General features: G+C 64.2%; 24 protein-coding genes. 15 read left to right on the forward strand and 9 right to left on the reverse strand.

Translation table 11 applies throughout. The features are described 5' to 3' along the window. Positions 1-185: 185 nt before the first annotated feature. The 5 genes from AC1TPF_RS09300 to AC1TPF_RS09320 all read left to right on the forward strand — a co-directional run bounded on the left by AC1TPF_RS09300 (position 186) and on the right by AC1TPF_RS09320 (position 2107). Complete coding sequence (locus AC1TPF_RS09300) at positions 186-449, forward strand: LuxR C-terminal-related transcriptional regulator (protein ID WP_482135408.1); 264 nt, start codon at positions 186-188, stop codon at positions 447-449. 206 nt (positions 450-655) lie between these two features. After that, positions 656-1024 (forward strand): 50S ribosomal protein L14, encoded by a 369-nt coding sequence (rplN, locus tag AC1TPF_RS09305; protein WP_482135407.1) that lies wholly within the window; start codon positions 656-658, stop codon positions 1022-1024. Between the two features lies 1 nt (position 1025). Further along, on the forward strand, positions 1026-1340 hold the full coding sequence (gene rplX / locus AC1TPF_RS09310; RefSeq protein WP_020109915.1) for a 50S ribosomal protein L24: 315 nt from the start codon (positions 1026-1028) through the stop codon (positions 1338-1340). Position 1341: 1 nt separating this feature from the next. Further along, positions 1342-1920, forward strand: a complete 579-nt coding sequence (gene rplE / locus AC1TPF_RS09315) for a 50S ribosomal protein L5 (protein WP_482135406.1) — start codon at positions 1342-1344, stop codon at positions 1918-1920. Position 1921: 1 nt separating this feature from the next. Further along, positions 1922-2107: a type Z 30S ribosomal protein S14 gene (locus AC1TPF_RS09320; protein ID WP_023955966.1), complete on the forward strand. Its 186-nt coding sequence runs from the start codon at positions 1922-1924 to the stop codon at positions 2105-2107. An 89-nt stretch (positions 2108-2196) separates the two neighbouring features. On the opposite strand, the gene AC1TPF_RS09325 is transcribed toward AC1TPF_RS09320, so the two are convergent. Together AC1TPF_RS09325 and AC1TPF_RS09330 are read right to left on the reverse strand one after the other, a co-directional pair. Continuing rightward, positions 2197-2811: a DUF4262 domain-containing protein gene (locus AC1TPF_RS09325; RefSeq protein WP_482143599.1), complete on the reverse strand. Its 615-nt coding sequence runs from the start codon at positions 2809-2811 to the stop codon at positions 2197-2199. Between the two features lie 147 nt (positions 2812-2958). Further along, complete coding sequence (locus tag AC1TPF_RS09330) at positions 2959-4326, reverse strand: AIM24 family protein (RefSeq protein ID WP_482143601.1); 1368 nt, start codon at positions 4324-4326, stop codon at positions 2959-2961. 368 nt (positions 4327-4694) lie between these two features. On the opposite strand from AC1TPF_RS09330, the gene rpsH reads away from it, so the two are divergent. The 9 genes from rpsH (at position 4695) to map (ending at position 10276) form a co-directional block, all read left to right on the forward strand. After that, the gene (gene rpsH, locus AC1TPF_RS09335) at positions 4695-5093 is read left to right on the forward strand and encodes a 30S ribosomal protein S8 (protein ID WP_482135403.1); all 399 of its coding nucleotides are present in this window, start codon (positions 4695-4697) and stop codon (positions 5091-5093) included. A gap of 12 nt (positions 5094-5105) precedes the next feature. Next, positions 5106-5642, forward strand: a complete 537-nt coding sequence (gene rplF, locus AC1TPF_RS09340; RefSeq protein ID WP_482135402.1) for a 50S ribosomal protein L6 — start codon at positions 5106-5108, stop codon at positions 5640-5642. A gap of 1 nt (position 5643) precedes the next feature. Beyond that, positions 5644-6063 (forward strand): 50S ribosomal protein L18, encoded by a 420-nt coding sequence (gene rplR / locus AC1TPF_RS09345; RefSeq protein ID WP_482135401.1) that lies wholly within the window; start codon positions 5644-5646, stop codon positions 6061-6063. Between the two features lie 37 nt (positions 6064-6100). Beyond that, on the forward strand, positions 6101-6772 hold the full coding sequence (gene rpsE / locus AC1TPF_RS09350) for a 30S ribosomal protein S5 (RefSeq protein ID WP_482135400.1): 672 nt from the start codon (positions 6101-6103) through the stop codon (positions 6770-6772). Position 6773: 1 nt separating this feature from the next. After that, positions 6774-6953: a 50S ribosomal protein L30 gene (rpmD, locus tag AC1TPF_RS09355; RefSeq protein WP_084835423.1), complete on the forward strand. Its 180-nt coding sequence runs from the start codon at positions 6774-6776 to the stop codon at positions 6951-6953. Positions 6954-6958: 5 nt separating this feature from the next. After that, a complete protein-coding gene (gene rplO / locus AC1TPF_RS09360; RefSeq protein ID WP_482135399.1) occupies positions 6959-7399 on the forward strand; it encodes a 50S ribosomal protein L15 in 441 nt (146 codons plus the stop codon). Between the two features lie 186 nt (positions 7400-7585). After that, complete coding sequence (secY, locus tag AC1TPF_RS09365) at positions 7586-8911, forward strand: preprotein translocase subunit SecY (protein WP_482135398.1); 1326 nt, start codon at positions 7586-7588, stop codon at positions 8909-8911. Further along, positions 8908-9453, forward strand: a complete 546-nt coding sequence (locus tag AC1TPF_RS09370; protein WP_482135397.1) for an adenylate kinase — start codon at positions 8908-8910, stop codon at positions 9451-9453. Before secY ends, AC1TPF_RS09370 begins: the two co-directional genes overlap by 4 nt. Positions 9454-9484: 31 nt before the next feature. Further along, a complete protein-coding gene (gene map, locus AC1TPF_RS09375) occupies positions 9485-10276 on the forward strand; it encodes a type I methionyl aminopeptidase (RefSeq protein ID WP_482143603.1) in 792 nt (263 codons plus the stop codon). A gap of 9 nt (positions 10277-10285) precedes the next feature. Here the strand turns inward: map and dtd are convergent, their stop codons facing one another. Both dtd and AC1TPF_RS09385 read right to left on the reverse strand, forming a co-directional pair. Then, positions 10286-10723 carry a D-aminoacyl-tRNA deacylase gene (gene dtd / locus AC1TPF_RS09380; RefSeq protein ID WP_482135395.1) on the reverse strand — a complete coding sequence of 146 codons (438 nt, stop codon included), beginning with the start codon at positions 10721-10723 and terminating at the stop codon, positions 10286-10288. A 9-nt stretch (positions 10724-10732) separates the two neighbouring features. Further along, entirely contained in the window at positions 10733-11386 is a 654-nt protein-coding gene (locus AC1TPF_RS09385; RefSeq protein ID WP_482143605.1) for a hypothetical protein, read from the reverse strand. Positions 11387-11500: 114 nt separating this feature from the next. Between AC1TPF_RS09385 and AC1TPF_RS09390 the strand changes: the two genes are divergently transcribed. Then, complete coding sequence (locus AC1TPF_RS09390; RefSeq protein WP_482143607.1) at positions 11501-12310, forward strand: LLM class F420-dependent oxidoreductase; 810 nt, start codon at positions 11501-11503, stop codon at positions 12308-12310. On the opposite strand, the gene AC1TPF_RS09395 is transcribed toward AC1TPF_RS09390, so the two are convergent. The 5 genes from AC1TPF_RS09395 to AC1TPF_RS09415 all read right to left on the reverse strand — a co-directional run bounded on the left by AC1TPF_RS09395 (position 12294) and on the right by AC1TPF_RS09415 (position 20543). After that, a complete protein-coding gene (locus tag AC1TPF_RS09395) occupies positions 12294-14552 on the reverse strand; it encodes a molybdopterin-containing oxidoreductase family protein (protein ID WP_482135392.1) in 2259 nt (752 codons plus the stop codon). The two genes, AC1TPF_RS09390 and AC1TPF_RS09395, sit on opposite strands and share 17 nt — an antisense overlap. Positions 14553-14652: 100 nt before the next feature. Next, positions 14653-15663, reverse strand: a complete 1011-nt coding sequence (locus tag AC1TPF_RS09400) for a LacI family DNA-binding transcriptional regulator (protein WP_482143609.1) — start codon at positions 15661-15663, stop codon at positions 14653-14655. Between the two features lie 121 nt (positions 15664-15784). Continuing rightward, on the reverse strand, positions 15785-17032 hold the full coding sequence (locus tag AC1TPF_RS09405; protein ID WP_482143611.1) for an alpha-hydroxy acid oxidase: 1248 nt from the start codon (positions 17030-17032) through the stop codon (positions 15785-15787). Beyond that, positions 17029-18510 carry a rhamnulokinase gene (locus AC1TPF_RS09410; protein WP_482135389.1) on the reverse strand — a complete coding sequence of 494 codons (1482 nt, stop codon included), beginning with the start codon at positions 18508-18510 and terminating at the stop codon, positions 17029-17031. The genes AC1TPF_RS09405 and AC1TPF_RS09410 overlap by 4 nt, the downstream gene beginning before the upstream one ends. Next, positions 18507-20543: a bifunctional aldolase/short-chain dehydrogenase gene (locus tag AC1TPF_RS09415; RefSeq protein ID WP_482135388.1), complete on the reverse strand. Its 2037-nt coding sequence runs from the start codon at positions 20541-20543 to the stop codon at positions 18507-18509. The genes AC1TPF_RS09410 and AC1TPF_RS09415 overlap by 4 nt, the downstream gene beginning before the upstream one ends. Positions 20544-20584: the final 41 nt, after the last annotated feature.

Here is a 20584-nt window from a genome sequence, read left to right on the forward strand (position 1 = left end):
AATTTGTTAGCTAACACTAACCTAAGTTACTGGGCCGATCCAGAGCGTGCCGGGGCCCGGCCTCCAGCGCCCGCCTTGTCCCCCTAGAACTAGGACTTACCGATCTGGCCTGGGCTTTCTACGCTTTGATGACGTCGGGCGGCTTGTGCCATGACTTGAACAGACCAGACGAAAAGGGTCGTCCCATGACTGTTGACATCTCCATTGCGCCCACTGCAGCTCGGATCCCGGTCTTGTCGCCCCGTGAGGTCGAAGTCCTGTTGGCCTGGTTTGCCTTCGATTCCAAAGGGAAGGCCGCGGCGAAGCTGTACATTTCGCAGGCGACCGTCAATACCCACATCACCAGGATTCGATCCAAATACGCTCTCGTGGGCAGGCCGGCGCGGACCAAATCGCAGCTACTCGCCCGCGCGATCCAGGACGGGTTCACCTCTCTCGACGATTGGTGATGGTCGCGACCAGGGGTGATTTGTATCCGACCTGGTCTTTCACCTATGCTTGACCGGTTGCCCGCGGCACTTTTGTGTCCGCACATCGAGCAGCGAACCCCCTGTGGTGGATAACTGCAGGCAGGCGCGCCACCGATGGCAACGGACCGCGTGTGTCGGGACGGAAATCCGCCACACATATTTACCAGCCAGGTCAAGGAGAAAAAGTGATCCAGCAGGAATCACGCCTGCGGGTCGCCGACAACACCGGTGCCAAGGAAATCTTGTGCATCCGCGTGCTCGGAGGCTCGTCACGGCGTTACGCCGGCATTGGTGACGTCATCGTCGCCACTGTCAAAGACGCCATCCCCGGCGGAAACGTCAAGCGGGGAGAGGTTGTCAGGGCGGTCATCGTGCGCACCACCAAGGAGCGCCGTCGTCCGGATGGTTCGTACATCAAGTTCGACGAGAACGCTGCCGTCATCATCAAGAACGAGAGCGATCCGCGCGGAACCCGCATCTTCGGCCCGGTCGGCCGCGAGCTGCGTGAGAAGAAGTTCATGAAGATCGTCTCGCTGGCTCCGGAGGTGCTCTGATATGAAGGTTCACAAGGGCGATACCGTGATCGTCGTTGCCGGCAAGGACAAGGGCGCAAAGGGCAAGGTCATCGAGTCCTACCCGCAGCGCAACCGGATCCTGGTCGAAGGCGTCAACCGGATCAAGAAGCACACCTCCGCCTCGCAGAACGAGCGTGGCGCATCCTCGGGCGGCATTGTCACCCAGGAAGCCGCCATCCACGTCTCGAACGTGATGGTCGTTGACTCTGACGGCAACCCCACGCGCATCGGTTACCGCACCGACGACAACGGCAAGCGCGTGCGCATTTCCCGCAAGAACGGGAAGGACATCTGACATGAGCACCACTGAGAAGATCCAGCCTCGGCTGAAGCTCCGCTACCGCGCGGAGATCAAAGACGCTCTGAACGAGCAGTTCGACTACGACAACGTCATGCAGATCCCCGGCGTCGTCAAGGTTGTCGTGAACATGGGTGTCGGCGACGCCGCCCGTGACGCGAAGCTGATCAACGGTGCGGTCAAAGACCTCGCCCTGATCACCGGCCAGAAGCCCGAGATCCGCAAGGCTCGCAAGTCGATCGCGCAGTTCAAGCTGCGTGAAGGCATGCCCATCGGCGCGCGCGTCACCCTTCGTGGCGACCGCATGTGGGAGTTCCTCGACCGCCTCGTCTCGATCGCACTGCCGCGTATCAGGGACTTCCGTGGCCTGAGCGATCGCCAGTTCGACGGCAACGGCAACTACACCTTCGGTCTCAATGAGCAGTCGATGTTCCACGAGATCAACATCGACAGCATCGACCGGCCCCGCGGTATGGACATCACCATCGTCACCACCGCGACCAACGATGACGAAGGTCGGGCACTGCTGCGTCAGCTCGGCTTCCCGTTCAAAGACTCAAGCGTGAAGGACAACTGACATGGCAAAGAAGGCGCTGGTCAACAAGGCCAACAAGAAGCCCAAGTTCGCTGTGCGTGGCTACACCCGCTGCAACCGTTGCGGCCGCCCGCACTCGGTCTTCCGCAAGTTCGGCCTGTGCCGTATCTGCTTGCGCGAGATGGCACACGCGGGCGAGCTGCCCGGCGTGCAGAAGAGCAGCTGGTGATCTTTTAGCCCTCGGCTAAACGCTCCACTTCTACAAAGACGCTCCACCTATAGGTGGAGCGTCTTTGTGTTTGTGGAGCGTTTGCTGGTTCAGGGTCTGTTCTTGCGGCGTTGCATCTTGCGTCGCTGCGCCCGGTTCAGGCCCGAGGACGGAGTCATGACTTGCCGACTTCGCGGCCTGTTCTGCGCCGACGGAACCAATCCCTTGAGTTGCTGGTGGTCGGGCAGCAGCGAATAACCATCCATCCACGGGTACTTTCCGTATTGGTCAGGCCACACCACTTGTAGCGCAGGTGCATTGGGGAACAACGCGTTGGTGATCAGCAGGTCATTCTTGTCGATCAACTCGATCAGTCGGACCCGGGTGTCGATGGATCGCAGCGTCAGTCCGAGACCGTGGTCGACGATGTCCACCCACTCATAGCGGTGCAGCAGATCGCCGAGCTCGTTGAGGACTCGGTTGCTCGTGCCCGGGTCGAGGCCATAGACCGCCAGCTCTGGGATCGAGTGCAGCCCAAGGCCGGTCGTGTACGCGAACGCACAGTCGGGTGGTACGCAGTCGGCCGATTCGCACTCGCACTCGCACTCGTCGCTGACGGCGGTGACTGCCCATCCGTGTGCTCGGATCCTTCCGATGGTCGCGTTCACCAATGGGTCACGATGCCTGCGGGGTAGTCCTGCGATGGCGGATGTGTAGTCGGACATGATTCGCTCCTTTGTTCGAGTTGAACCATTGGAGCAGCGTTGTCTGACAACCGTTTTGGGACACGAAAGAAGCACTCGTTCCAGTCAAAATCACCTGCTGCAACAGGTGATTTTGACTGGAACGAGTGCTTCTGCTGGGAGGGGGAGTTACCGGCCGAGCAGGCCGCCGAGTCCGCCGGAGGAGCCGGCCTGGCTACCGCCACCGGTGCCGCCGATGAAACCACCCGGCGGGAGCTCGGAGGGCTGGACGACCACAAAACCCTGGCCGCTGAAGGCGAGGGTGAACCGTTCGCCGGTGCTGCGACCCATCAGGGTTCCGAGGTTGAACGAATCATTGCGCTTGATGCTGGTCTGCAGGCTCGACGACCACGCGACCGCGGCATTCGGATCGGCGAACGTCTGCTGATCGACGGTCAGGACCACCGGGTTTCCGTCGGTGGTGATCGCGATCCGGCCGCGGCCGGTGAACACGCAGTTGAACAGACCGGCGTTGCTCTGAGAGGCTGCGCCCTGGACCCGCTTGACGTCGTAGGTCAGTGTCGAGTCGAAAGCCAGCACGTTGGCGCCGTTGATGGTCAGACCGTCGGAACCGTCGAGGTCGATGAGGTGGACGTCGGCGGCCGCGTCCGCCAGGAACAGGTCGCCCTGGCCGGTGACCTTCATCAAAGGCACACCTTCTCCGCTCAGGGTGTTCCGGATGGCGCGGCCGATGCCGCCGGCGCCCTGGGCCTCGAAGGTGAGATTGCCCTGGTAGGCGACCATCGATCCGGAGCGGGCCATGATCTCGCCGTTCATGCCGACGCGACACATCTTGCTGCCCTGCTTCTGGATGCCGCTGCCGGACACCTCGGCGTGGGCCGGTGCGAAAAGGTCACTGTTCATGGCGGGAACTCCCTGATGCTGTGCTGGGGGTGGGGTCTGTGAGTACGTCTGGGCGGCCGGTGGTGGCGGTGGCGCGCCCTGGCCGGCCGGTGGCCACGGCAAGGGGTCCGGCGTCGATGGCGCCGGCACCGGATCGTCGTCGACCTGGATGCCGAAAGCTGTTGCCAGACCGGCCAACCCGTCGTCGTAGCCCTGTCCGACCGCGCGTACCTTCCAGGCGTCGCCCCGCCGGTAGACCTCCATGCAGACAACGCCGGACTCCGAGGTCAGTCGCGCCGGGGTGAACGACACGGTCGGGTGGCCTGAACCGTCACGCAGTTCGGCACGCAGCGTGCCTGCCGTGGCGAAGGTGGTCGGACCGGTGCCGTCGAGGCTGGCGGTGATCGCGATCGTCTCGATGTCGCCGGGGACCCTGGTCGTGTCGATCGTGATGATGTCGCTGCGGGCGTCACTGCTGTAGACGACACCCGGACCGAAGGATTGGTTGTAGAAGATCAGATCGTCATCCGAGCGGACCCGGCCGTTCGACGCCAGCAACACCGCCGATGTGTTCACCGGGGACGCACAGGTGACGGAGACACTGATCAGCTGCGAGGGCAGTGGAGTATTTTCTCCTGGAGCAAGTTCTCTCATGGCCTTGTCCATTGTTCCAGGCCGGCTGGTTCGGGGTGGGAACCGGCAGCTGGTATGGCGGCAATTTGGCCTGAGCAGCTGTGTTCCCTACACTGGGACAGTTGCCTCGGCAGAGCCGTGCCTTCGGTCGGTTTGAAATGCCCAGGTAGCTGAGAATTTTCTTGGCCTTTGAGCTTTGAAAACTCCTGAGTGCACCTGTGCATTCGGGGGAGCACCACCCCTGACCGGCAACGGTCGGTCAGGACAGTACTCACTTCGTTGTAGGCCCACGATGTGACGTAACAGGCCCGAAGAATGCCTTGGCATTCGAAGGAACCGGTGCGCGCATGCTGCATGGGAACCGCTGCGAGAAAGGTTGACGGTCTGTTATGACCATGACTGATCCGATCGCAGACTTCTTGACACGTCTGCGTAACGCCAATTCGGCGTATCACGATGAGGTGACCCTGCCCGCGTCGAAGATCAAGGCGAATATCGCCGAGATCCTCAAGCGCGAGGGCTACATCACCGACTACCGCACAGAAGATGCTGCAGTCGGCAAGAGCCTCGTCGTCTCGCTCAAGTACGGCCCCACCCGCGAGCGGAGCATCGCCGGCCTGCGCCGCGTCTCCAAGCCGGGCCTGCGGGTCTACGCAAAGTCCACAAATATGCCAAAGGTGCTCGGTGGCCTCGGCGTGGCGATCATCTCCACGTCCTCGGGTCTGCTGACCGATCGCCAAGCCGCCAGCGCGGGCGTGGGCGGCGAAGTCCTCGCGTACGTCTGGTAAGGGGCAAATACTATGTCGCGTATTGGAAAGAACCCGGTCGCCATTCCGGCCGGAGTAGACGTGAAGATCGACGGCCAGACCGTCAACGTCAAGGGCCCCAAGGGGCAGTTGTCTGTGACGCTCTCGGAGCCGATCGCTGTCGCCGTTGAGGAGGGGACCGTTGTTGTCACCCGTCCCAACGACGAGCGCCGCAACCGTGCACTGCACGGCCTGAGCCGTACCCTGGTGGCCAACCTGGTCACCGGTGTCACCGAGGGATATGTCCGCAAGATGGAGATCTTCGGTGTCGGTTACCGTGTGGCACTGAAGGGCAGCGACCTCGAGTTCGCGCTCGGATACAGCCACCCGGTGCCGATCAAGGCGCCTGCCGGCATCACTTTCACGGTGGAATCGCCCACCAAATTCTCGGTTTCGGGAATCGACAAGCAACAAGTCGGACAGATCTCGGCGAACATCCGCCGCCTGCGCCGCCCGGACCCGTACAAGGGCAAGGGCGTTCGCTTCGAGGGTGAGCAGATCCGTCGCAAGGTCGGAAAGACGGGTAAGTGACATGAGTGAAGCAACAGTGACTAAAACTGCGGGAAAGCCAAAGCGCATTCCCCTCGGCAAGGACGCATCGACCCGTCGTCGCGTCTCCAACGCACGCCGTCACTTCCGGCTGCGTAAGAAGATCAGCGGCACCCCCGAGCGTCCTCGCCTGGTGGTCAAGCGGAGCTCGCGTCACATCCACGTGCAGCTCATCGATGATCTCGCCGGTAACACCGTGGCCGCAGCCTCGACCATCGAGGCCGATGTCCGCGCAACCGGTGGCGACAAGTCGGCACAGAGCAAGAAGGTCGGCGAACTGATCGCCGCCCGCGCCAAGGCTGCCGGTGTGCAGGCTGTGGTGTTCGACCATGGTGGCCACGGCTACCACGGCCGTATCGCCGCATTGGCGGATGCCGCCCGTGAGGGAGGGCTCGAGTTCTGATGTCGACCACAACGATTTGCAATGGAAGGACCATCTGATGCCGGGACGTCAGCGGCGTGATGGCGGTACCGGAAGCGGACCCGCCGGAAGCAACAGCAATGACCCGAACGCAGCCAACGCAGGCGGCGACCGCCGCGGCGGCGGTGGCGGTAACCGCGATCGGCGCGACAACCAGCGCGGTGGCGGTCGGGAAGACAAGAATCAGCTAGAGCGTGTTGTTGCCATCAACCGCGTCTCGAAGGTGGTCAAGGGTGGACGTCGGTTCTCCTTCACCGCTCTCGTGGTCGTCGGTGACGGCAACGGACTGGTCGGTGTCGGCTACGGCAAGGCCAAAGAGGTTCCGGCCGCGATCCAGAAGGGTGTCGAGGAGGCTCGTAAGAGTTTCTTCCGCGTCCCGATGATCGGCGCGACCATCACTCACCCCGTGCAGGGCGAAGCCGCTGCCGGTGTTGTGATGCTGCGTCCGGCCAGCCCCGGTACCGGTGTGATCGCCGGTGGCGCGGTGCGTGCCGTGCTCGAGTGCGCGGGTGTCCACGACATCCTCGGCAAGAGCCTCGGCTCGGACAACGCCATCAACGTGGTCCACGCGACCGTTGCAGCGCTCAAGATGCTGCAGCGCCCCGAAGAGGTTGCCGCACGTCGCGGTCTGCCGATCGAGGATGTCGCTCCGGCCGGTATGTTGCGCGCCCGTGCAGGACAGGGAGCTTGATATGGCCGAGTTGAAGATCACCCAGGTGAAAAGCACCATCGGGCAGAAGAGCAATCAGCGTGACAGCCTGCGGACTCTCGGACTCCGAAAAATCCGCCAGACCGTCACCCGCGAGGACAACGCCCAGAACCGCGGCTTGATCAAAGCGGTTCGGCACCTCGTGACCGTCGAAGAGGTTTAGTCACAATGACAATCAAATTGCATCATCTTCGCCCCGCCCCCGGGTCGAAGACAGAAAAGACCCGCGTGGGTCGTGGTGAAGGTTCCAAGGGTAAGACCGCGGGTCGCGGCACCAAGGGCACCAAGGCACGCAAGAACGTGCCTGCCGGCTTCGAGGGTGGGCAAATGCCCATCCACATGCGGCTGCCGAAGCTCAAGGGCTTCAAGAACCGCAACCGGGTCGAGTACCAGGTTGTCAATCTCGGCGACATCGCCCGGTTGTTCCCCGAGGGGGGCACCATTGGTGTCGAAGAATTGATCGCCAAGGGCGCGGTTCGTAAGAACGAACTGGTCAAGGTGCTCGGCGAGGGCGAATTGTCGGTGGCCGTGCAGGTCAGCGCCAACAAGTTCTCGTCGTCGGCCAGCGAGAAGATCGCTGCTGCCGGCGGTACGACGACTGTCCTGTAAGGCAGCCGCAGTCCATCGACCACCCGGACTCGCTACAGTGGCGGACGGCGCGGACATCATTGCCGCGCCGTTCGTCACTTCAGTGGTCACCGCTCGGTCCCCCGAACCGGTGACTGTTAGAGTTCAAGAGTTGTTCGTAGCCCGGTGCAACGCTGCTGCCGGAGCGACTTTGCCCAGGAGGAGTTAGTGCGTTCCGCCGTCATATCGGCCTTCAGGACACCCGACCTGAGGCGGAAGATTCTCTTCGTTCTGGGAATCATCATCCTTTATCGTCTCGGTGCGACCATTCCGTCGCCCGGCGTCGACTATCAAGAAATTCAGCAGTGTCTTGACGATGTCTCGCGTGGAGATTCCGCGGGCATCTATTCGCTGATCAACATGTTCTCCGGTGGAGCTCTGCTCCAGCTGTCCGTGTTCGCGATCGGCATCATGCCGTACATCACCGCGAGCATCATCGTGCAGCTGTTGACCGTGGTCATCCCGCGCTTCGAGCAGTTGCGCAAGGAAGGCCAGTCCGGTCAGGCCAAGATGACGCAGTACACGCGCTACCTCACGGTGGCGTTGGCGCTCCTGCAGTCCACGGGCATCGTTGCACTGGCGGCCAGGGGCAATCTGCTGCCCGACTGTTCGAACAGTGATCAGATCCTGAACGACCAGTCCATCTTCGGGCTGCTCATCATCGTGCTGGTCATGACGGCCGGCGCCTGTGTGGTGATGTGGTTCGGTGAGCTGATCACCGAGCGCGGCATCGGCAACGGTATGTCGCTGATGATCTTCGCCGGTATCGCCGCACGTATCCCGTCCGAGGGCAAGACCATCCTCGACACCCGCGGTGGCCTGGTGTTCTTCCTGGTGATCCTGGCCGCGCTGGCGATTGTCGCCGGCGTCGTCTTCATCGAGCAGGGCCAGCGCCGGATTCCGGTGCAATATGCCAAACGCATGGTCGGCCGGAAGATGTACGGCGGCTCGTCGACGTACCTGCCGTTGAAGGTCAACCAGGCCGGCGTCATCCCCGTGATCTTCGCGTCGTCGCTGCTGTACCTGCCCAACCTGATCCTGCAGCTGACACAGAGCCAGACCGAGGAACCCTCGTGGTGGCAGCGCGCGATCCAGACATACCTGGTGGACCCGAGCAATCCGGCCTACATCCTCATGTACTTCTTGATGATCATCTTCTTCACGTATTTCTATGTGGCTGTGACGTTCAATCCAATGGAACGTGCAGATGAGATGAAGAAGTACGGTGGCTTCATCCCGGGCATCCGGCCGGGTCAGCCCACGGCCGATTACCTCGGCTACGTGTTGAGCCGGATCACCCTGCCCGGATCGATTTACCTGGGCACCATCGCCGTACTGCCGAACCTTTTCCTGGAGATCGGCAATTCAGGTGGCGTCCAGAACATTCCGTTTGGTGGTACCGCGGTGCTGATCATGGTCGGCGTCGGTCTGGACACGGTCAAACAAATCAATTCGCAGCTCATGCAGCGCAAGTATGAAGGGTTTCTCAAGTGAGACTGGTGTTTCTCGGCCCACCCGGAGCAGGCAAGGGTACACAGGCCGAACTGCTCTCGGAGAGCATTGGTATCCCGCACATCTCGACCGGCGATCTGTTCCGCGCGAACATTTCGCAGGGAACCCCGATCGGGCTCGAGGCCAAGAAGTATCTCGATGCCGGCAACCTGGTGCCGTCGCAGATCACCGTCGACATGGTGCGCGCCCGCGTTGCCGAGCCGGATGCGGCGAAGGGTTTCATCCTCGACGGGTTCCCGCGTTCGACCGAGCAGGCCGACGCGCTGACCGAGATCCTCGCGGATCTCGACACCAAGCTCGACGCCGTGCTGTCGTTCAGCGTGGACGAGGACGTCGTTGTCAAGCGGATGCTGGCCCGTGGCCGCGCCGATGACACCGAAGAGGTGATCCGCAACCGCATGCACGTCTACGAAAAAGAGACGTCACCGCTGCGTGACTACTACGGCGATGCGGTGAAGTCGATCGACGCCATGGGCGACGTCAACGAAGTGCATCAGCGAGTGCTGCGCGCCCTCGGCGCCTGAGCGCACCTCAACTTCGAATCAGTAGGTGATCATGGGGTTTCGTAAACCGAAACCGGTCCCATTCCGTAGTCCCGGTGAGGTGGACGCCATGGCGGCCGCCGGCGCGATCGTCGGCCGTGCACTGGTGGCGGTCCGCGAGGGCGCCAAGCCCGGGGTGAGCACGCTCGAACTCGATGCGATCGCCGAAGCCGTCATCCGTGACGCCGGGGCGGTCCCGTCGTTCCTCGGGTACCACGGGTTCACCGGTTCGATCTGCAGTTCGGTGAACGAGGTCGTGGTGCACGGCATCCCGTCGAAAGACGTGGTGTTGGCCGAGCACGACCTCGTCTCGATCGACTGCGGTGCGATACTCGACGGCTGGCACGGTGATTCGGCGTGGACCTTCGGTATCGGTGAGTTGTCGCAGGCCGACTCCGATCTCAACGACGCCACCCGCCTGGCTCTCGAAGCCGGTATCGCGGCGATGGTCGATGGCGGGCGTCTGACCGACATCTCCCACGCGGTCGAGACCGCGACGCGGGCCGCGGAGAAGACCTTCGGCCGCGAGTTCGGAATCGTGGACGGCTACGGCGGTCACGGTATCGGGCGCGAGATGCACCTCGATCCGTTCCTGGCCAATGAGGGCAAACCCGGGCGGGGCCCGGTTCTGGTGATCGGATCGACGCTGGCCATCGAGCCGATGTTGTCTCTCGGTACGGTGGATACCACTGTGCTCGAAGATGATTGGACCGTTGTCACGAACGACGGCAGCCGCGCCTCCCACTGGGAACACACCGTTGTGGTCACCGGCGACGGACCGCGGATTCTCACCACCCGGCCGTAACGCCGGGGCCTACACCTCGAGCGCGACGGTGACCGGACCGTCGTTGACCAGTGCCACCTGCATATGGGCCCCGAAGCGTCCGGTTTCGACGTGGGCGCCCAGCGCACGTAGTGCGGAGATGACCTTCTCGACAAGTGGTTCCGCGACGGGTCCGGGTGCGGCCGCATTCCACGACGGCCGTCGGCCCTTGGCCGTGTTGGCGTACAACGTGAACTGACTGATCGCCAGAATCGGGGCATCGAGATCTGCGGCGGAGCGTTCACCGTCCAAAATGCGCAGGCGCCATATCTTTTCGGCGAGGGTGGCGGCCTGGGCGTCGGTGTCGTCGTGGGTGACGCCGATCAGTGCCACCAGTCCCTGTGCGCCGTCGCTCAGTGGTAGCGCGCCGACCGTTTCTCCATCGATGCTGACCGAGGCCGAGGTGACGCGTTGCAAGAGTGCCTTCACCCGGTCAATTCAACCAGTGGCGAGTTGGTAGGCGACGAGGACCTCGACCGGTCCGGTGGGTGCGCTCTCGTCCCCGCCCTGCACGGTCCACAGCGCGGTTGACGTGTCGATGACATCCCGGACCGGATTGCCGATCCCGGGGAGGGGCTCGGTGTACACGCCCTTTGTTGGACCGCCCGTGCAGCCGTAGACATGCACATACTGCATGTCGCCGGTCGCCATCGCCATCGGGTTTCGTCCGAGGGTGCACCGGGATCCGTCGACCAGGTCGAGTCCGGCCGGGATATAGGGACTGACGTCGGACATCATCACGAACGTGGCACCCATCGTGCCCAACTCCCGATCGCGTGGGTCGGCGAGACAGGCGGCGGTGTTCTCGGCGGCCTGCCAACAGAATCTGAGTCCTTGCGGGGTCTCCGAACAGCGGTAACCACCGCTGATGTCCGTGAAGCACTTCAGCGGAGCCAGGGTTGCGACGTCGTGGGTGCTGTAACCGTCCACAAGCATGCCGTCGCGGTCGGGTCCGAACGGGTTGATCGTGCGGACCTCGGTGGCGGCCACGGGTGTGGTCGACTTCGTGGAGCGTTCGGGACCGGGATTCTGCGTGGTGCAACCGCAGAGCAGCGCAATCGAGATTGCGATCAGGGCCACGGCAGTCCGCATGAGTGCGACACTACGTTCGTCGACTGCCTGTTTGAAGCCCGGCGAGATCATTGACGGCTTTTGAATGACCCTCCAATGGAATGTTGTGGTGGGTGCGTCGGGTTGGACTGTCGTATGAGCAGTTTTGGAACGCATGGGGTGTGGGCGGGTTCGTCGGCACTGTCGCAGGAGCAGGCACAGCAGATAGAGAAGCTGGGCTACGGCACCATCTGGCTGGGGGGTTCGCCTCCTTCGCTGAGCCCGGCCCGGACGTTGCTCGAGGCCACCGATTCGATTCGCGTGGCCACCGGGATCACCAGTATCTGGAACACCGACCCGGCCGATATCGCGGATCAGTTCAGCGCCTTGGAGGACGATTTCCCGGGTCGCTTCCTGCTCGGCGTCGGCGTCAGTCACCCGGAGGCAGTCGATGAGTACAAAAGTCCCTACGACGCGCTGTGTGCTTACCTCGACGGGCTCGACAAGGGCGGTGTTCCGGTTGATCGTCGGGTGATCGCCGCACTCGGCCCGCGCATGCTGCGCCTGGCCGCGGAACGTGCATTCGGATCTCACCCCTATCTGGTTCCGCCTGCGCACACCGAATACGCCCGAATGATCCTCGGCCCGGAGAAGTTCCTCGCTCCCGAACACAAGGTGGTGCTGACCGAGGACGCGCAGTTGGCACGTTCTGTCGGCCGCCCGTACGTCGACCAGCCGTACCTTCACCTGCAGAATTACACCAACAACCTCAAGCGCTTCGGCTACACCGACGCCGACTTCGCCGATGGCGGCACAGATGCGCTGATCGATGAACTCGTGGCGCACGGCACCGCCGAGGTCGTCCGCGAGAAGATCGACGCCCACCTCGGGCAGGGCGCCGACCACGTGGCCATCCAGGTCCTCGGCGACGTCGACATCGTGGAGGTTCTCAGTCAGTTGATCTGAGTGCGGCCGGCTGTGCGGTCTGCCCGGCCAACCGGGCGCGAATCGACGTATCGAGCGCGCGGACCTCGATCGGCACACCGGTCATGTTCGCCATACCGGCCAGCCGTTCGAGGTCGTCGGGATCAGACGAGATCAGCGCGTTGACGTTCGCGCCTCCGGTTCCCAGGTCATTGGCGGACGCGGTGTTCGCCTGGGTCCAGCCGCCGCTGCCGTTGTGACCCCAACCATGCGGTATCGCAACGACTCCGGGCTTGATGTCTTCGGTGAGCATGACGGGCAGCGCTATCTGTCCGTGACGCGAGCGGACGGTGACGAGTTCACCCTCGGCGATGTCGCGGGCCTGGGCATCGACCGGGTGCATCCGAGCCGCATGGGTGCGTCCGCCGCGTAGTAGCAGGGGAGCGTTGTGCTGCCAGCTGTTCTCCGAACGGATCTCCCGCATACCGATGAGGCGCAGCGGAAACGACGGGTCGGATGCATGGTCGAGGCGATCGATCTCGGCGATCAATTCGGGTGCGTCCAAACGGATCTTGCGACTTCGGTGGGTGATGATCCCGCGAAGTTGTCCGGGTTCGAGGTGATCGGCGACGATCTTGCCGTGTGGAAAGTTCGTGACCAGCTTGTGTAGGTTCAGACCCGGCCTGCGCAGTCCGAATCGATCTCCGCCGGTGCCGATCCGGATCAGCAGATCTGACAACCGATCCGGAGTCAAGGGTTTGCCGATGCGGTCGGCGAGCCGGTTCCACAGGTGCAGTGCACCGAGCAGTGGGACCCGGGTTGCCAGTGCGGCAACGAGTTCGTTGATGATCACCCATTCCTCGCGGGCCTGCCCGCGTGGTGCGATCACAGCGTCGGTTGCCTGCTTGAACGGCGTGGTGAACAGCGCCTGGAATGGCAGCAGGAAGTCCGACCGCTCATACATCGTGGTCGTCGGCAGGATGTAGTCGGCGTGTGCGTTGGTCTCGTTTTGGTAGATATCCAGTGAGACAAACAACTCCACCTCATCGAGCGCCGCACTCAATTCATCGCCGTTGGGTACCGAGAGCACCGGGTTGCCTGCACTGATGAACATTGCCTTGAGTTGGCCCGGTCCCGGAGTGGTCATCTCCTTCGCCATCACCGATGCCGGAGCGGTCCCGAGTATCTGTGGTAGGTCGCCGACCCGGCTCCGCCGACCGGCCCAGGCGAACCGCGGAACACGCTGCAGCGCTGCGACACCCAGGCGTTGACCGGGGATGCCGAGGTCGCCGAACATCGACCCGCCGACCTCGTCGAGGTTGCCCGCCACCAGGTTCACCATGTCGAGCAGCGCTGTGGTCAGGGTTCCGGTGCGACCGAGCGACGTTCCGACCCGGCCGTACACCGCGGCCCTGTTGGTCGACACCAGGTCCCGGGCGAGCCCGCGGACCGTCTCGGCGTCGATGCCGGTGTGTTCGGCCGTTGTCTCGGGTGAATAGGCCTGTGCCACATCCTTGATCGTCGCCAGGCCGGTGCTGCGGCCCTCCAGGCGGTGATCGTCGGCGAGGTGTTCATCGAACATCACGTGAAGGAGTGAGAGCAGCAGGAGTGCATCGGTGTCGGGCACGATGGGCTGCCACTCGAACTCGCGGGCCGTTTCGGTGCGGCGGGGGTCGATGACCAGTACCCGACCGCCGCGTTTGGTGATGGCGGTCAAACCCTCCCGGATGCGCGGAGAGCTCATCACGCTGCCATGGGAGACAACGGGATTGGCGCCGATGATGACAAGGAACTGCACCCGGTTGATGTCGGGGATGGGGGCGGTGAGCGGGTTGCCGTACAGGAAGTGACTGGCGCTGAACCGATTGTTGACGTCCTGCGAGCCGGCCGAATAGATGTGGGGTGTCCCGAGGAGATTGAGGAACATGCCCGCCCACGTGACGTGTCCGGCGCAGAAGGTCGCCGGATTACCGAAATACCAGCCGATCGACGATGCGCCGTCGCGGCGGTGGATCGCGGACAGTTTGCCGGTGATCTCACCCATCGCGGTCTCCCAGGAGACCTGCTCGAACTCGCCGCGAGAGTTCTTCCGGAGGGGATGCAGTACGCGGTCGGGGTCGTTGACGATCTCACTGAACGCAATGCCCTTGGGGCAGGCGAACCCCTTCGACAGCGGGTTGTGCGGATCCGGTCGCAGCGAGAGCAGCTTGCCGTCTTCGACGGTCGCGATCATCCCGCACAGTGGTTCACAGATCCGGCAGTAGGTGGTCTTTTCCTGCGCCATGAGACATCTCCCTGGTGACCGGCTTTGGCATCTGGCCACGAGTGTTGCACGTCTCGGTCGTTCGATGCAGGGAGTTGGCAGTGGTCGGGAATGGGGGTGCTCAGGCCGGGGCAGTGGACGCGCGGACGACCAACCGCGGTTGGAAGCGAATGTGCCGGGGTGGGTTGTGCGGGCTGCGGGTGGCCTCGCCGACCAGGAGATCGATGGCGCTGGAACCGAGCTGCCTGCTCGGCTGGCTGATCGAGGACAACGGCACCACCGCTGCCTTGGCGAAGTCGATGTCGTCGTATCCGATCAGGGCGATGTCGCCGGGCACCGAGACATCGGCGAGCATCGTCAGGGCCTGCAGGACGCCCATGGCGAGTAGGTCGTTGGCGCAGAAGATGGCGTCGGGGCGCTCGGCGGCAGGCCGTCTGCGGATCTGTTCGCCTGCGGCTCGTCCGGCCAGGACGCTGAGCGAGCGGGTCTCGATGACCTCGAGGGTGGCGCCGGGTACCTGTTCGATGGCCTCGCGTGCGCCTTGCAGACGGTCGGCGACCTGACGGATGGCCCGCGGGCCGCCGACGAAGGCGATCCGCCGACGTCCGGTGTCGCACAGGTGGCCACAGGCCAGGGCGCCGCCTGCGACGTCGTCGACCGATACGGAGGGAAAGGGTGTCTTTTCGCCGTTGCGGTCGACCAGGACCACGGGCGTGCCGCGCAATTGCAGCGCTTCGAGCCGGCTCAGATCGTCACCGACCGGTGAGACCAGTACGCCGAAAACCCGTTGCTCGTCGAAGGTTTCGAGGTACGTGTGCTCGCGGCTGACGTCGTCGTCCGAAGTGCCGAGCAGCAACGTGAGGTTGTTGTCGGTGGCCTGTCGTTCGGCCGCCCGGGCCAGATCGGTGAAGAAGGGGTTGCCCACATCCAGGACGATCAGCCCCACACACCGCGACCTTCCGGCCTTGAGTTGGCGGGCGGCGTCGTTGCGGACGAAGCCGAGTTCGGCGATCGCCTTGTGTACCCGCTCGACAGTTGCCGGGGCGACCTTGTCGGGGGAGTTCAGCACATTCGAGACGGTGCCGATGGACACGGCGGCGCTCGCCGCCACGTCGCGCATACTCACCACCATTGGTCGCCTTCTTTCTCTCTCCAACCCTGACACCGTGGACCCGCAGTCACCAGGTGACGGACAGTCAAGAGGTGAAGGGGTCCACGGATCAATGGGTCCAGGGGGTCAGGCTAACGCGGGTTCAGTCGCGTTCGGTGTTCATCGCGCGGGGCGCCAGGCGTGTCAGCTGCGTGACGTGTGCGGGTGCCAGCTCTTCGAGGGCGTTCACACCCAGCAGTCGCATGGTGCGCTCGACCTGCTCGGAGAGGATCTCGATGGCGCGATCCACGCCTGCCTCGCCGCCGGCCATCAGGCCGTAGAGGTAGGCCCGGCCGATCAGCGTGAAGCGGGCTCCGAGTGCGATCGACGCGACGATGTCGGCGCCGGACATGATGCCGGTGTCGAGCACGATCTCGGTGTCCTTGCCGACCTCGCGGGCGACCTGCGGCAGCAGATGGAACGGGATCGGTGCCCGATCGAGTTGGCGGCCACCGTGATTGGAAAGCACGATGCCGTCGACACCGAGATCGACAACTGCTTTGGCGTCGGCGACGGTCTGGATGCCCTTGACCACGACCTTGCCCGGCCACTGATCGCGGATCCACGCGAGATCCTCGAACGTGACGGTCGGATCGAACATCGTGTCGAGGAGTTCGGCCACCGTGCCCGACCAGCGATCGAGCGAGGCGAATGCCAGCGGTTCGGTGGTGAGGAAGTCGATCCACCACTGCGGTCGTGGCAGCGCGTTGATGACGGTGCCCGGTGTCAGTGCAGGCGGGATGGACATGCCGTTGCGCTTGTCACGCAGACGTGCGCCCGCGACCGGCACGTCGACCGTCACCAGCAGGGTGTCGTAGCCCGCGGCGGCCGCACGCTCGACCAATGCCATCGAGCGCTCGCGCTCTTTCCACATGTAGAGCTGGAACCAGTTGCGGCCATTGGGGTTGGCCGCCTTCACATCTTCGATGGACGCGGTGCCCATCGTCGACAGCGAGAACGGGATCCCGGCCCTGGCCGCCGCGCGGGCGCCTGCGATCTCGCCCTCGGTCTGCATCATCCGGGTGAAGCCGGTGGGCGCGATACCGAACGGCTTTGCCACCGGGGCGCCGAAGACGTCCCAGCCGGTGTTCACCTTGGAGACGTCGCGCAGGATCGCCGGGTTGAACTGGATGTCGTTGAATGCCTCGCGGGCGCGGCTGATCGAGATCTCCGCTTCCGCCGACCCGTCGGTGTAATCGAAGGCCGGGCGCGGGGTCCGCCGCTTGGCGATCTTGCGCAGGTCCTCGATGGTCAGTGCCGAGTCGAGTCGCCGCTTCTTGGCATTGATCTCGGGTTTTTTGAACTTCATCAATGGCGCCAGGTCGTGGACCTTGGGGAACTGCCGTTTCATCGTGATACCCCTACAAAATCGTTGCGATGCCGGCCGGTCGTACGTGGCTCGTATCGCTCTGGTGGGAATGTTGCGGCGACCATCGCGCGTGCGCTCTCGAGGTCGTCGGCGATCAATTGCTGGGCCCGGGCGGTGATCAGGACATTACCGATCGCCGTCGCCTCGACGGGTCCGGCGAGGACCGGCATGCCGAGTCGGTCCGCGGTGAGTTGGCACAACAGCCGGTTACGGGCTCCACCGCCAACCAGGTGGACGGTGTCGACCGCGGTGCCGGACAGCGACGCCGCCTCCTGCACCCGCCGGGCAAAAGCGCCGGCGAGGCTCTCGAGGATGGCCCGCACCATCTGCGCCGGTTCGATCGGTGCAGGCAGGCCGCGGGCGGTGTACCACCGCGCGATCCGGGCCGGCATGTCACCGGGGGAGAGGAACTCGGGGTCGTCGGTGTCGAAGAGTTCTGCCGGTGGTTTCGCGGCGGCGGCCTGATCGAGCAGTTCGGCCAGATCGATGGTGGCGCCGGAGCGTTCCCATTGCCGCACCGATTCGCTGAGCAGCCACAGACCCATCACGTTCCGCAGGAACCGGATCCGGCCGTCGGCCCCGACCTCGTTGGTGAAGTTCGCGACCCGGGCAGCCGGTTCGGTGACCCGCGAGGTCAACTCGACCCCGACCAGGCCCCACGTGCCACACGAGATGTACGCCGACGACTCCGGCCGCATCGGCACGGCGACCACTGCGGACGCGGTGTCGTGGGATGCGACGGCATTGACGGACACCGACGACGACAGACCCAGCCCGGATGCGACGTCCGGCAGCAGCCGGCCCAGTTGCGATCCGGGTTCGATCAAACCGGGGAACAGGTCCGTCGGCAGTCCGAGGATGCGGTTGAGTTCGTCGTCCCACTGCCCGTCGGCACCGAGCAATCCGGTGGTCGAGGCGTTGGTGCGCTCGGTGGCCATCTCGCCGGTCAGCCAGTACCCGATCAGGTCGGGGACCAGCAGTGCCCGATCGGCCAGTTCGAGGGTTCCGGCCTGCTTCTCGGCCATCAGCTGATAGACGGTGTTGAAGGGCAGGAACTGCAAACCGTTGCGGGCGTAGAGATCTGCCGGGTCGATGGAGCTGTGTACCGCCGAGACGCCACCGTTGTTGCGGTCGTCGCGGTAGTGGTACGGCAGTCCCAGTAGGCGCCCGCCGCGTAGCAATCCGTAGTCGACCGCCCAGGAATCGACGCCGATCCCGGCCAGGTCGTCGGCCTCGCGGCCGGCCGCCGCGAGCCCGCCGCGGATGTGCGCGAAGAGCCCGGGGACATCCCAGTGCAGCGCGGTCCGGTGACCGTCCCAGATCGGGAGCGGACCGTTGGCGAACCGGGTCACCTCCCGGATCTGCAAGTGATCCGGGCCGACCTCGGCCAACATCACCCGGCCGCTGGTGGCGCCGAGATCGACGGCCGCCAGCTTCCGGGTCCGAGTTCCGGAACTCATCGCAGGAATGCCGCGGCGACACCGGCGTCGACCGGCACGTGCAGTCCGGTGGTGTGGGACATGTCGGAGCTGCAGAGCACAAACGCGGCGTTGGCGATGTTCTCCGGCAGCACTTCCCGCTTGAGGAGGGTGCGCTGCGCGTAGAACTCGCCCAGCTCCTCTTCCGGCACGCCGTAGACCGCGGCGCGCTTGGCGCCCCAGCCGCCTGCGAAGATGCCCGAGCCGCGGACGACGCCGTCGGGGTTGATGCCGTTGACCTTGATCCCGTGCTCACCGAGCTCGGCGGCCAGCAAGCGGACCTGATGTGCCTGGTCGGCCTTCGTTGCGGAGTAGGCGATGTTGTTGGGTCCGGCGAACACCGAGTTCTTCGACGAGATGTAGAGGATGTCGCCGCCCATCTGCTGATCGATGAGGGCCTTCGCGGCCGCCTTCGACACCAGGAACGAGCCGCGGGCCATCACGTTGTGCTGCAGATCCCAGTCGGCTGCACTGGTTTCCAGCAGCGACTTCGACAGCGACAGACCGGCGTTGTTGACGACGAGGTCGATACCACCGAAGGCGAGCACGCAGGCATCGACCGCGGCCTGGACCTGGGCTTCGTCGGTGACATCGGCGCGCACGCCGATCGCGACGTCGGACGATCCGATCTCGGCGGCGGCGGCCTTGGCCTTCTCCTCGTCGAGGTCGGCGATGACCACGCAGGCGCCTTCGGCGGCCAGGCGGTTCGCGATGGCCTTGCCGATGCCCGAGGCCGCGCCGGTCACCAGGGCGATACGGGTGGCAAGCGGCTTGGGCTTGGGCATCCGGGCGAGCTTGGCCTCTTCCAGGGCCCAGTACTCGATGTTGAACTTCTCGACCTCGTCGATGGGCAGGTACGTCGAGACGGACTCGGCGCCGCGCATCACGTTGATCGCGTTGAGGTAGAACTCGCCCGCCACCCGTGCGGTCTGCTTGTTCTTGCCGTAGCTGAACATTCCGACACCCGGGATGAGGATGATCGCCGGATCGGCACCGCGCATCGCGGGGGAGTCCTCGGTGGCATGGCGGTTGTAGTACGCGGTGTAGTCGGCCCGGTAGGACTCGTGCAGTTCCTTCAGGCGGGTGATGCAGTCCTCGACCGAGGCATCCGCAGGCAGATCGAGCACCATCGGCTTGACCTTGGTGCGCAGGAAGTGATCCGGGCAAGACGTGCCGAGCGAACAGAGCCGGGGATGCTCGGCGGCGGTGAGGAACTCGAGCACCGGATCGGAGTCGTTGAAGTGCCCGACCTGGGCGTTGTCGGTCGATGCCAGTCCACGCAGCGTTGGCGCGAGGGCAGCGGCTTTGGCAGCCCGCTCGGCCGGACTCAGTGGGCCGAAACCGCGGAGCGGGGGACCGAAAGGCGCCGACTTGCCGTTGACGGCGAGGTAATCCTCGGCGGCGGAGATGATCTCGAGCGAATTGGCCTCGGCCTCTTCGGACGTCTCGCCCCACGCGGTGATGCCGTGTCCACCGAGGATGCAGCCGATGGCCTGCGGATTCTGCTTCTTGACCTCGGAGATGTCGAGGCCGAGCTGGAAGCCGGGGCGACGCCACGGCACCCAGATGACCCGATCGCCGAAGATCTTCTTGGTGATCGCCTCGCCGTCGGATGCCGTCGCCAGGGCGATACCCGAATCGGGATGCAGGTGATCGACGTGCGCGGCGTCGACCAGTCCGTGCATGGCGGTGTCGATCGACGGCGCGGCGCCACCGCGGCCATGAAGGGTGTAGTCGAATGCGGCGACCATCTCGTCTTCGCGATCGAGACCCGGGTAGACGTCGACCAGCGCCCGCAGACGATCGAGGCGCAGCACCGCGAGTCCGCCCTCGGTGAGGGTTCCGAGATCTCCGCCCGACCCCTTCACCCACATCAGATCGACGTCCTGGCCGGTGACGGGATCACGGTCGACGCCCTTGGCGGAGGTGTTACCGCCCGCGTAGTTCGTGTTCTTGGGATCGGCGCCGAGGCGGTTGGAGCGTTCGATGAGTTGTTTGACGGTCGGGTTGGTCATTGCATTCCTTACAGATATCGACAAGACAGAAATTGAAAACT

It is taken from the genome of Williamsia sp. Y853 (genome assembly GCF_056786495.1).

Coding starts and splice junctions, on each gene's coding strand:
- AC1TPF_RS09300 (WP_482135408.1), top strand. CDS start 186: ATGACTGTTGACATCTCCATTGCGCCCACTGCAGCTCGGATCCCGGTC.
- rplF (WP_482135402.1), top strand. CDS start 5,106: ATGTCGCGTATTGGAAAGAACCCGGTCGCCATTCCGGCCGGAGTAGAC.
- AC1TPF_RS09320 (WP_023955966.1), top strand. CDS start 1,922: ATGGCAAAGAAGGCGCTGGTCAACAAGGCCAACAAGAAGCCCAAGTTC.
- AC1TPF_RS09325 (WP_482143599.1), bottom strand. CDS start 2,811: ATGTCCGACTACACATCCGCCATCGCAGGACTACCCCGCAGGCATCGT.
- rpsE (WP_482135400.1), top strand. CDS start 6,101: ATGCCGGGACGTCAGCGGCGTGATGGCGGTACCGGAAGCGGACCCGCC.
- rpsH (WP_482135403.1), top strand. CDS start 4,695: ATGACCATGACTGATCCGATCGCAGACTTCTTGACACGTCTGCGTAAC.
- rpmD (WP_084835423.1), top strand. CDS start 6,774: ATGGCCGAGTTGAAGATCACCCAGGTGAAAAGCACCATCGGGCAGAAG.
- rplR (WP_482135401.1), top strand. CDS start 5,644: ATGAGTGAAGCAACAGTGACTAAAACTGCGGGAAAGCCAAAGCGCATT.
- rplX (WP_020109915.1), top strand. CDS start 1,026: ATGAAGGTTCACAAGGGCGATACCGTGATCGTCGTTGCCGGCAAGGAC.
- AC1TPF_RS09390 (WP_482143607.1), top strand. CDS start 11,501: ATGAGCAGTTTTGGAACGCATGGGGTGTGGGCGGGTTCGTCGGCACTG.
- AC1TPF_RS09395 (WP_482135392.1), bottom strand. CDS start 14,552: ATGGCGCAGGAAAAGACCACCTACTGCCGGATCTGTGAACCACTGTGC.
- map (WP_482143603.1), top strand. CDS start 9,485: ATGGGGTTTCGTAAACCGAAACCGGTCCCATTCCGTAGTCCCGGTGAG.
- AC1TPF_RS09385 (WP_482143605.1), bottom strand. CDS start 11,386: ATGCGGACTGCCGTGGCCCTGATCGCAATCTCGATTGCGCTGCTCTGC.
- AC1TPF_RS09410 (WP_482135389.1), bottom strand. CDS start 18,510: ATGAGTTCCGGAACTCGGACCCGGAAGCTGGCGGCCGTCGATCTCGGC.
- AC1TPF_RS09415 (WP_482135388.1), bottom strand. CDS start 20,543: ATGACCAACCCGACCGTCAAACAACTCATCGAACGCTCCAACCGCCTC.
- AC1TPF_RS09400 (WP_482143609.1), bottom strand. CDS start 15,663: ATGGTGGTGAGTATGCGCGACGTGGCGGCGAGCGCCGCCGTGTCCATC.
- AC1TPF_RS09405 (WP_482143611.1), bottom strand. CDS start 17,032: ATGAAACGGCAGTTCCCCAAGGTCCACGACCTGGCGCCATTGATGAAG.
- rplE (WP_482135406.1), top strand. CDS start 1,342: ATGAGCACCACTGAGAAGATCCAGCCTCGGCTGAAGCTCCGCTACCGC.
- AC1TPF_RS09330 (WP_482143601.1), bottom strand. CDS start 4,326: ATGAGAGAACTTGCTCCAGGAGAAAATACTCCACTGCCCTCGCAGCTG.
- rplO (WP_482135399.1), top strand. CDS start 6,959: ATGACAATCAAATTGCATCATCTTCGCCCCGCCCCCGGGTCGAAGACA.